Origin of the sequence: Paraburkholderia tuberum STM678, assembly GCF_902833905.1 — a bacterium.
Classification (GTDB): domain Bacteria; phylum Pseudomonadota; class Gammaproteobacteria; order Burkholderiales; family Burkholderiaceae; genus Paraburkholderia; species Paraburkholderia tuberum.
On sequence record NZ_CADFGP010000118.1, the window covers coordinates 1 to 10,560 of the forward strand.

At 59.3% G+C, this 10,560-nt stretch carries 5 protein-coding genes and 1 pseudogene; 4 read left to right on the forward strand and 2 right to left on the reverse strand.

Annotated elements, in window-relative coordinates:
• Positions 1 to 341 precede the first annotated feature (341 nt).
• A complete protein-coding gene (locus HWY30_RS39660) occupies positions 342 to 3,368 on the forward strand; it encodes an ankyrin repeat domain-containing protein (protein WP_090811458.1) in 3,027 nt (1,008 codons plus the stop codon).
• A gap of 185 nt (positions 3,369 to 3,553) precedes the next feature.
• On the opposite strand, the gene HWY30_RS39665 is transcribed toward HWY30_RS39660, so the two are convergent.
• Positions 3,554 to 5,029 (reverse strand): PAS domain-containing sensor histidine kinase, encoded by a 1,476-nt coding sequence (locus HWY30_RS39665; protein ID WP_090811456.1) that lies wholly within the window; start codon positions 5,027 to 5,029, stop codon positions 3,554 to 3,556.
• 691 nt (positions 5,030 to 5,720) lie between these two features.
• Here HWY30_RS39665 and HWY30_RS42315 point away from each other — a divergent pair.
• From HWY30_RS42315 to HWY30_RS39675, 3 genes and pseudogenes are all read left to right on the forward strand, one after another.
• Positions 5,721 to 5,959, forward strand: a pseudogene (locus HWY30_RS42315) (hypothetical protein).
• Between the two features lie 310 nt (positions 5,960 to 6,269).
• Positions 6,270 to 7,073 (forward strand): transglutaminase-like domain-containing protein, encoded by an 804-nt coding sequence (locus HWY30_RS39670; protein ID WP_090811454.1) that lies wholly within the window; start codon positions 6,270 to 6,272, stop codon positions 7,071 to 7,073.
• Positions 7,074 to 7,342: 269 nt separating this feature from the next.
• Positions 7,343 to 7,591, forward strand: coding sequence for a hypothetical protein (locus tag HWY30_RS39675; protein WP_090811452.1), 249 nt, complete (start codon positions 7,343 to 7,345; stop codon positions 7,589 to 7,591).
• Here HWY30_RS39675 and HWY30_RS39680 read toward each other — a convergent pair.
• Positions 7,588 to 10,038, reverse strand: a complete 2,451-nt coding sequence (locus HWY30_RS39680; protein ID WP_090811450.1) for a glycoside hydrolase family 15 protein — start codon at positions 10,036 to 10,038, stop codon at positions 7,588 to 7,590. The genes HWY30_RS39675 and HWY30_RS39680 overlap by 4 nt on opposite strands.
• Positions 10,039 to 10,560 lie beyond the last annotated feature (522 nt).

Genomic DNA, 10,560 nt, shown 5'->3' on the forward strand with positions numbered 1-10,560 from the left:
GCTCAAGCTCACGCCGCATCGGTCCACTCCGCGGTTTCCTCCCTCGAGGCTTGTCCAACGCCTGCCCGCATGCGTCGTCGTGCGCTCACGCGTCGGCACACAAGGGCAGGCGTCGAACAAGCCTTAACAACGAACAAGCCTTAACAACATGAGCCAAAGCGTATCGGGCAGTAGACGGCCCGAACCAGTCATTCAGCATGAGGAAATCCCCTGTCGTAGGGCGTCCGGTCCAGGTCGGCGGATAACTGCCGTTCAGGAATGACCGGAAAACTTGCTATAGAGGTTGGCAGGCCAGGCGGCCATGAGAGAATTCTTGCTCTTGCACTTGTCCTCATCGCCTCATGAAGATTCTCGAATACACAGGCCTCGACACTTCACGCGTCAAGGCCAGCTACGATAAGGTGTCCGCGGCCATCGCCCGCCACGACTTCCGGGCTGCCCAAGTCAAGAAGCTCGCCAATCTGAGCCACGGCAAGTTCTACCGGGCGAAGCTGGATGACGCTGACCGGCTGTTGTTCTCGCTGGTGCGCCACGGGGATGAAGTCTGCGCACTGATGCTGGAAGTGATCGCCAATCACGCCTACGATAAGTCACGTTTCCTGCGCGGCGCGGCGATTGACGAGAGCAAAATTCCAGACATCAGCGCTGATGACGCCATCAGGGAGGCGCAAGCTCTACGCTACCTTCATCCCGAGCGTACCGGCATTCACCTGCTCGACAAACCGATCTCGTTTGATGACACGCAGGAGACCATTTACCGACAGCCACCTCCCTTGGTTGTCGTCGGCAGCGCTGGCAGCGGCAAGACCGCACTGACGCTTGAAAAGCTCAAGCATGCCGAAGGTGAGGTCCTCTACGTCACTCACTCCGCCTTCCTGGCGCAGAGCGCCCGCGACCTTTATTACGCCAACGGTTTCGAGCATGGCGCTCAGGATGCCGTATTTCTGTCCTACCGGGAGTTTGTCGAGTCGATCCGCGTTCCGGCAGGACGCGAGGCTAGCTGGCGCGACTTTGCGGGCTGGTACTCGCGTATACGGCAGAACTTCAAGGATGTCGATGCCCACCAGGCTTTCGAGGAGATTCGCGGCGTGATTGCCGCCGGGTCGGGCGGTGTCCTGTCGCGCGACGAGTATCAAGCACTGGGGGTGCGTCAATCGATCTTTCCCGTAGAACGGCGCGACCAACTCTACAATCTGTTTGAGAAGTATCGCGCCTGGCTGGCCGAGGCAAAGCTCTACGACCTGAATCTGGTCGCCCAGGACTGGCAAGCGCTGGCTGCGCCGCGCTACGACTTCGTGGTTATTGACGAGGTGCAGGACATCACCACCGTGCAACTCGCGCTCGTGCTGAAAACCATCAAGAAGCCTGGCCATTTCATGCTCTGCGGGGATTCCAACCAGATCGTCCATCCCAATTTTTTTTCCTGGAGCCAAGTCAAGAGCCTGTTCTGGAAGGACCCGAAACTGGCCGAGCGGCAGGAATTACGCGTGCTAATGGCCAACTTTCGCAACGGCCTGGAGGCCACTCGCGTCGCCAATCAGTTGCTCAAGATCAAGCAGCGGCGCTTCGGCTCCATCGACCGGGAGAGCAACTTCCTGGTCCAGGCCGTCGGCGGCGAGACCGGCCAAGTTACGCTGATACCCGACAAGGACGCCACCAAGCGCGAACTGGACCAGAAGATTCGCCAATCCGCCCAGTTCGCCGTCCTGGTAATGCGCGATGAGGACAAGGCCGACGCCCGCAAGCACTTTGCCACGCCGCTGTTGTTCTCGATCCACGAAGCCAAGGGTCTCGAATACGAGAACATCGTGCTCTACCGTTTCATCTCGGATCACCGGGGCGAGTTCAACGACATTGTCGAGGGCATCGCCAAGACCGATCTGGCGGTCGAGACACTGGATTACAAACGCGCTAAAGACAAGAGTGACAAGTCGCTCGAAGTCTATAAATTCTTCGTCAATGCCCTGTATGTAGCGCTGACGCGCGCCATCAAGAACATCTACATGATCGAGTCGGACACAGGGCATGATCTGTTCGGGTTGCTGGATCTGATCGTCGGCCAGACCAGGATCGAGGCCAGGCAATCCACGCTCGAAGACTGGCAGAAGGAAGCACGCAAACTTGAACTGCAGGGCAAGCAGGAGCAGGCGGAGGCCATCCGCCGCACCATCTTGAAGCAGGTCCCGGTGCCGTGGCCGGTGTTCGATGAGGCCAAGGTCAGGGAACTGCTGATCAAGGTCTTCCGCGAGCAGTCTCCGGGCAACAAGGGCAAGCAGCAACTCTTTGACTATGCCGCCTGCTTCGATGAACCGCAGCTCGCCGAGTGGCTGGCAGTCGAGGCGAAATTCGAGCAGGCACGAACCTTTGATCAGCAGCGCGCGGTGTTCGCCCGCAAGAGCTACGTCCCTTTCTTCGCCAACCGCTTCAAGGACATCCTCAGGCAGTGTGACCAGCATGGCGTCGATCATCGTCTGCCAATGAACCAGACGCCGCTGATGGCCGCAGCTGCTGCAGGAAATGTGGCGCTGGTGGAAGCCCTGCTGGAGCGCGGTGCCGACCGCGATGCCGTCGATCACTATGGTCACAATGCCCTGCACTGGGCTTTGCGTCAGGCATTTGGCGATGCAAAGTTCGCTGCTGGCCCGCTGGCGGCAATCTATGAATGCCTGGCTCCGCCCTGCATTGATGTCAGAGCGGGCGATCGCTTGGTCCGCATCGACCGGCATCTGTCTGAATACTTTCTGTTCCAGACCCTGTGGGTATTGTTCAAAGCACGATTCAGCAAGATACGAGGCAATACAGACAGCGCGTTCCAGACCCAAATCATCCTCGACGCCTGGCAACACTTACCCGCCAACATCGCGCGGCCTGAGCGCAACAAGCGCCAGCATCTTTCTGGCGTGCTGGCGAGGAATGAAATCGACAGAGACTATGCCTACAATAGATCCCTGTTCCTGCGCGTATCCACCGGGCGGTACCAGTTCAATCCCAAACTCGCTGTGCGTCGCCGCCAGGGCGAAGAAGAAAACTGGGTCCCGATCTACACGGCACTCAACCTCCCGTTGATTAGCGAGTTTGCCTACAACGACGGCTGGATCAGCACCTGGGACAATATCGACAAGCTTGTGGTCCTTGCTGGACTACCTGAACGAACCACACCCATCGCGGCTGAACGCTTCGCCGAGCGGCAAGCGGCCAAAATGAGGGAGCTGGACGAACGCAGAGCCAATCAACTTCCTGCCAAAGCACGCATTCGTGCAGCCGCCGAAGCCACCCAGAACAGAGCGCCGCGATGGGGAACAAAGGAAGCTAAACGGCTTGAAATCGAACGTGTGAAACAAGAAATCGAAAGACGAAAGAAGGGTTGACTTGCCGATATTTCTTTTGGGGCGGCTTTCGGCCCATCAACTGTCGTTCGCTCAGCGATTCGGGCGGACATTCGAAGATCCGCTTCGCTCAGTTAAGGGACGTTTCGTCCAACATTTGGTTGGACCCATCATCGGCCATAGCGGTCGGGTGCCGATCGGGCAGCGTGCGGCGGCAGCAGGTCGCTTCATTTCCCCGATCCGCTATCGCCGATCACGGGAATAGTGAACTGAAAAGTCGCGCCGTATCCGGCATTGTTCTCTGCCCAAACCCGCCCACCATGGGCATCGATAATCGAACGGCAAATAGAAAGCCCCACACCCATACCTTCGGGCTTCGTAGTGAAGAACGGTTCGAATAGCCGATCGGCGTGCTGCAGGTCAATTCCTGTCCCGGAATCTTGCACCGAGACGATCACATAGCCGTCGTCGCTGCGCCACGACTTGATCGTCAGTTCGTGCGGCCGGTCTTCGATCGTGCTCATTGCCTGGATACCGTTTGTAATCAGATTCGTAATGACTTGTGCCAGTTGGATCCGATCGCCAAGCACCGCCGGCAGTCCCGGAACAAGCATCGTCCGCAACGTGATGTTGTACTTCAAGACCTCGCGCTGGAGCAGTACCATGACGTCACTGATCAGCTCGTTGATTTCCAGTCGCGTCATCTCAGGGGCAATCCGCTTTGCGAGCATGCGGACGCGCCTGACGATCTCGGTCGCGCGTTGTACATCAGTAAGTATGCGTTGCACGGAGGCTCGCACTTTTTCAAGGTCGGGTACGTCCCGGTCAATCCATCGCAGGCACGCGGCACCATGGGTGGCGACCGCTGCGAGAGGCTGGGCGATTTCGTGGGCCACCGACGCGCCCAATTCGCCGATCGACGTCAAACGAGACACCTGTTGCAGCGCCTCTTCGATCCGCTTGCGCTCGGTGATGTCGGTGCCCGTTTCGAGGGTCGCGATCGGTCGCCCCTGTTCGTCTCGCACCAGGGCCCAACGGCTGGCCACTGCGGCTTCCGACCCGTCGCGCCGGGTATTGACGATCTCGCCTTCCCAACGGCCCGTTTCAATCAAAGTTTTTTTGATGTCCTCGAGTGCTGCAGGAAAACGCGTGTGAAGCAGACGGTCGGCAACGTGGCCGAGCGCCTCGTGTTTCTTCCACCCATAAAGCGCTTCCGCGCCGCTGTTCCAGTAGGTAATTACACCGTCCATATCGAGAGCTACCACGCTGTCGTGGGTAAGGTTGAGAAGCTGTGCCTGCTCACGATGGACCGCTGCCAGTTGGCGAGTCCTATGCACGAGAAAGGTGACGACGAACGATGTCACAAAAAAGGCGGTCAACACTACGATGTCCTGCTGGGCATCTACCCGGAAGGTAAATAGTGGCTGTGTAAAGAAAAAGTTGAGGCAACCAACAGCGATCACCGAGATAGCTACCGATGAAACGAGGCTGCCCATCAGTGACACCAGCAAGACCTCGATCAGGTAGACGAACCCAACTACCGCGACGCCGGCTCCCAAGCGAAAGCAAACCCAGGTCGCGATCGCTATGCTGATAGCGCCGGCGAACAGGATCGCGGCAACGGAGCGCGATTGAACGATCCCGTGGGTCGTTCTGGTTGCGTGCATCCCCCGCCAGCCATCATTCGCAAGGAGATCCTTCATTCGGTTTTTCCCCTTTGAACGGCAAGTCGAAGCGCTGACTCGCCCTCTCGGTCAAGGGACACGGCAAACCATGTGCTCGTCGGACGCGGTAGTCGCAAAGTCTGGGAAGCGCATGAACAAGGTTCCCGGCCCCACGATGTGCAGCAGACAGGCATGATATTCGAGCGAAGTCAGGGGAGCTGTCCGCTCGCCGGCGCACAGCCCTGATGATAGATCAGGATTGACAGGACGGTCCTCCCCAATGAAAGTAGGGCTAGGGTGAACGCCGAGGTGTTGCCAAGCGCCAGCACAGGCCAGAATGTCCGGGCGACGTCGTCAATTGCGAACGCATACTTTTCTACAATCCATTATTGGGGCGCCACAAGCCGCCCTTCACGGGGCGTGCGAAAGTCGGGAATTGCGAATTCAGGTACCAGCGGCTCACGGTCGAAGGGTCGGGGAATCTTGAAGCATCTGGTGCAGCCGGAAAGAACGCATCTCGCGGCACCCGGTCCCTTCCCGACGCTCGGCGCGTCTGTCAGGACCATCAGTACTCGGGGCGCAGTTCAACCAATAGGCAATTGCCGTCTCGAACGCCTCTGCAAGCAGAATTACGACACCGGTTACCGACCTCGTACGGGATCAGCGGCTGTAGCCGTATGAGCCATGCAACGTTCGCGTGTTAGTCTCCGATAACGACATGGAGGCTTTCATGCAACGAGTGATCACCTATCGTGGCTTCGAGATTCACGTCGAGTTGACTCCGGCTGCGGAGGACACGTTCAACGTGACTGTCCAGATCAAAGGCGGTACCAACCTCGAAGTGCTCGGCGCGCGGGGGGGGGGCGGATCGCGCTGCGCAACGGCCCTTTTACTGAACGATGGGCCTACCTGGTTGGGGAAGTCGCCGGTCAAGCCGCAATCGACCTGCTGCTTGGCCCGACTGGCTGATTCCATTCCTGTTTCGCCGCCTCGATACACTCACTCGTCCCGCCGAGTACGGTCACTAGCTGCGTTCGACGTCGCACGCACGACGGTCGTCGCCGTTGAGAGCATTGGCGTCAGGCCCAATCTCTCACCGGGAGACGGCGTTCATTTCATTTCGACAGACGATAGGGCCGCTCAGGCCAGGTAGCGGCGATTGTTTTTGAATGCGAGCGTGACGCCCGGCGTCGTGGGATCATCTGTTGTGGCTGTCTCGGGCCGCACGCCTTTGAGTTGCCAGCCCCCACCTCCGGGATCAGACGAACAGGATAAATATATGAAGCTTCGCGTCGGATACGAACTGTCGTACGAGTGCTCACAACCGACGCCGATGATGCTGATGCTGAACACGCACTTTTCGCATGCAAAGGATATTGTCGAGGCAGATCTGCTCGTTACCGATCCGCCGGTGGCGACGAGGCAGTACCGCGACTTGTTCGGCAACCTGTGCACGCGGATAATCGCGCCCGCCGGGCGTGTTGGCTTGAGCACGACCGCGCTTCTGAATGTGCCAAATGCGATGGAAACGCGTCCGAAAGACGGTCGGGGCCATCCAGTCGAGCAGTTGCCCGACGATACGCTCGTTTTCCTATTGGGTAGCCGCTATTGTGAAACCGATTTGATGGTCGACGTCGCGTGGAAGGTTTTTGGACAGTGCGCGCCGGGCCGCGAGACTGTTCTCGCAATCTGCGACTTCGTGCACCGGCATATCGCATTTGATTACCGGCATGCGCGGCCGACCAAAACCGCAGCGGACGTTTACCGCGAACGAAGAGGCGTCTGCCGGGACTTCGCCCATCTGGGCATCACGCTATGCCGCGCCATGAATATTCCGGCTCGCTACTGCACCGGTTATATCAGCGATGTCGGTTTGCCCCCCGTCGCAGCGCCGATGGATTTCGCGGCGTGGTTTGAGGCCTACGTAGGGGGTAGCTGGCAAACCTTCGATCCGCGTAACAACGCACCGCGCATCGGGCGCGTTTTGATGGCATATGGTCGCGACGCCGCCGATGTTGCGATAAGCAATGCGTTTGGGGCCGCCGTGCTAACGCACTTCAAGGTGCATTGCGATCAGGAATAACCGCGCACAATTGGCCATTGCTGAGCCGACGGGGAATTTTTGGATCCCCTCCCGGTAACGTAAGCATTTTGGACCGCGCTGGCCTAATTGATTGCGCGCCTGAGCGTCACCGCGTCGTTCACCCGTTCCACGCGTCAGTCGTTCGGTGGACTATGGGCGACCGGATGCGCGGCGGAGTATGTCCAGCAAAGTTACTCGGCGAATGAGCGCTGTGCTCCTGGACGGAGACGGCGAGGCCCCTCGAAACGCTTGACGGACTGACTCAGGGCGTGAAGTGGTTTAACCGGCTGGCCAGCGCCCGCAACTTCATCGCGCACATCGGCGCGTTCTATCTGGCCCTCGACACCACCGAGCCCGCTTGGGACCTGCTGCAAGTCAAAGGGAATATCAAACAGTTCGATGACCCGCGTACCTACGTGCGGTTCTCCAGCGTCATGGAGATCATGGACGGCTTAGATGAAGTCGTGTGTTTCTCCATGACAGAAGCAATTGTCTGCCGTTGGCGACGCATCGCTTAGGATTGGAGGGCGACGGAAAAATTCTGCCCTTGCCACGTCTGACTCGAGGTCCAGAAGAAGGTGAATGCAAGCGATGAACCGGCCTGGGCTGCTTGCGTGACCAGATCGACGTAGTAGATGCCGAGCGCCGTTGCGGTGGCTTCGCTGTCCTCCGACGTGGCCCAGTCGTCGATCGTCCAGCGCAGGCGGAAAGGCGCAGCCAAAGGGATCCGAATTGTCGTGGCGGCCGGAATCGACGGCAGCGGGCGGTTGAAGTTCCAGATTTCGATATTGCTGCGAGCGCGCGGCGCCTGGCCGGGCTGAGACTGATAACGATCGGCGACGACCTTCAGGTGGTTAAAGACCTGACCGTCCGAAGCGGAGCGAACGAGCTTGATGTATTCGGCGTGGGCCCACGCGAGCGGCATGGCAGAGCCAGTCGGCCCGCCAGTGACGAAGGGCGGGTCTGCCAGATCGGGCAGATCCCACACTTGCTCGGGAAGCAGACCGCGCGTTCCGGCGAACGCCTCGAGAGCGCGGATGTAGGGGGTGGGGTCGCCACCGGCGGCCAATTCGTAATGACCGCGTTCGCCAGTGAGCAGCGGCCAGGGTCGACCAACGCCGAAGGTAGCGCCGTCGTACCAGTCCTCGCCGAGATTGCCTTGACCATAACCGTCGTGGTTGTATCGGTAAAAGGCAGGCCCCTGCGGCAGAATTTTTCTGATTACTGCATCGACTACCTTGACCGAGTTGACGATGATCGGATCGTTCGCGGCGCGAATGCCATAGCGCACCAGTTCGAGAAAACCCGCGTCCACGATGGTGTTTGCGTTGTAGTCTTTCTTCCAGACGCTTACTTGGGCGGTATCTGGATTTTCTGGAAAATTAAAGACGCCATTGACGTGCGCCGGCAAGATTCGAATGTAGTGCTGCGTCACGCCCGGAACGGGTGAGCCTTCCGCAGCGACGCACCATGTCTCTAGATGCGATTCCAGAAAATCCGCGTATTCGAGCAGGAACTGGGCGGTGCTGGCGTCCGCCCATTCAGTAGCCGCACAGACTAGCGCCGCGATGTTCGATGCCAGTGTCGAAGGGGAGTATCCTTCGAGTTCTTCCCATCGTTCCTGCTGAGTCATGGGGCCGTTCTTGATCAATGCGCCTGCTGCGGCCAGCACCATGCCGGTGGGATCGAACTGACGCAGCAGACCGGCTTCGCTCAAGTGATAGGCCAGAATAATTGGAAAGGAATATTCGTCGAGCTGCGAGGCATTGTCCCGCCAAGGCTCGCCGTCAATGAAAAACTTTTGCGGAAAGCTACCATCCGCCAATTGCGACGCAGCGAGAAACATCAGCCCGCGTAGGGGCGCATCCTGCGCGCCCGCGGCCAGCAGCGCGAGTGCGCTTTGGCACATGTCACGCGGCCAGACCATGTGGTAACCGGCAGCAAGGTCCCGCACCGTCTGTCCCCACGGGATGCTCAGTGAAGCCACCAGTGCGCCGTCGGCCGTCTTGTCCTCATGCGCGAGCAACACGTTGCGGCTCATGTTGAAAAGCGCATTGCCATCGCCCGTAATGTTCGCCTTGGGCTGGAACGGGTCGCGAACAGCGTCGTTCCAGCCCTGGATGAACGCTTGCTTGTGGCTGTATGGGTCGGCGGGTCCGTCGAAGGGGTAGGCCAGCGCCTCGGATACGGCGGTCAGCGCCTTGTTGGGCGTGCTCTGCGTAATCGGCGTCGGTTCGTCGACGCAAAACGCCAGTGCCAGAACGAATTGATTCTGCCCTGCGCGGTTGATCTCCGCCGTCACGGCGACGTATCCGTCCTTTGCTGCGTCGTAGTTCCAGACCGGCAAGCGCTTGTTTGCGATGATGTCGGTCCAGCCATCGTTCACTCCCACGAAGCCGCAACTCGTCGTGCCGAAGCCGCAGTCGGCGCCCAGCGCGAGCCAGTAATGGTCACGCGTCGCGACCAGGCGATCGCCATTTGCGGTGCTGACGCGATGCGCGGTGTTGCCAGCGCCGTATCCCGCCATGTGAGGCGTCAACAAGGCATAGACGTGCAGTTTGTTAAGGAAATCCTGGTCCCCCTGCAGGGTCGTGCGAACCAGCACGCAGGCCGAACCCTTCTCGGCGATCACGTCCTGCACGACGGTGTAGGGTTGCCCTTTCGCCTGGGATGTGAGCCGGCAGGATAAGGCGGGCGGCTCCGGCCATTCGCATCGATGGTCGAAGTCCTTCTGCGCGTCGTGATAGAAGGTCGACCCGTCGGTAATGATCAGCTGGAAGTCTCGTACCTGAGGGGTATCGACGTCCGGGAAGTAGATTTCCGTGAGGATGCCGCCTGCTGTCGTGTACCAGACCTGGCTCGACAGCGAGTACGCCGTTCCGACGGCGTCTTTGTCCGCGCGGCTCCAGTTCAGCGGATTGCCAGGTGCGCCCGGAGCCGGACTCGCTTCAAGCAGATTTGCCATCGCATCTCACTCCATATCTTTGCTTCGATCGATCAGAAATCCACGTGATGAGCAGAAGAGCGGGCATGCTACGCATTGTTGCTATCGAGGATAGCGCTTTTGACGTGCATAGAGAGGCACACGTGAGGCCGCTCAATCGGCGACAGTTCGGAGGGACGCGTGCCGGGCGCGCCCTCCATCACAAACAAGCATGTAGAAGTCGTTTCTAAGTGCGGCGTGTGATCGTGATTACGCTGGCTACGGATCCGCCGCGTCGTTCAGCGGCCTGGGGGGAGTCGGGGCATCGGCCACGAGGGGGACGCGAAGCTGTAAACTTCGCCTGATAAGCCTCTACGGCGGACGACAGCAGCGTGGAATAAGGAGGGAACTGGCGAAGTCGCGTACTTCCGGGTTTGTTAAGGCTTGTTCGACGCCTGCCCTTGTGTGCCGACGCGTGAGCGCACGACGACGCATGCGGGCAGGCGTTGGACAAGCCTCGAGGGAGGAAACCGCGGAGTGGACCGATGCGGCGTGAGCTTGAGC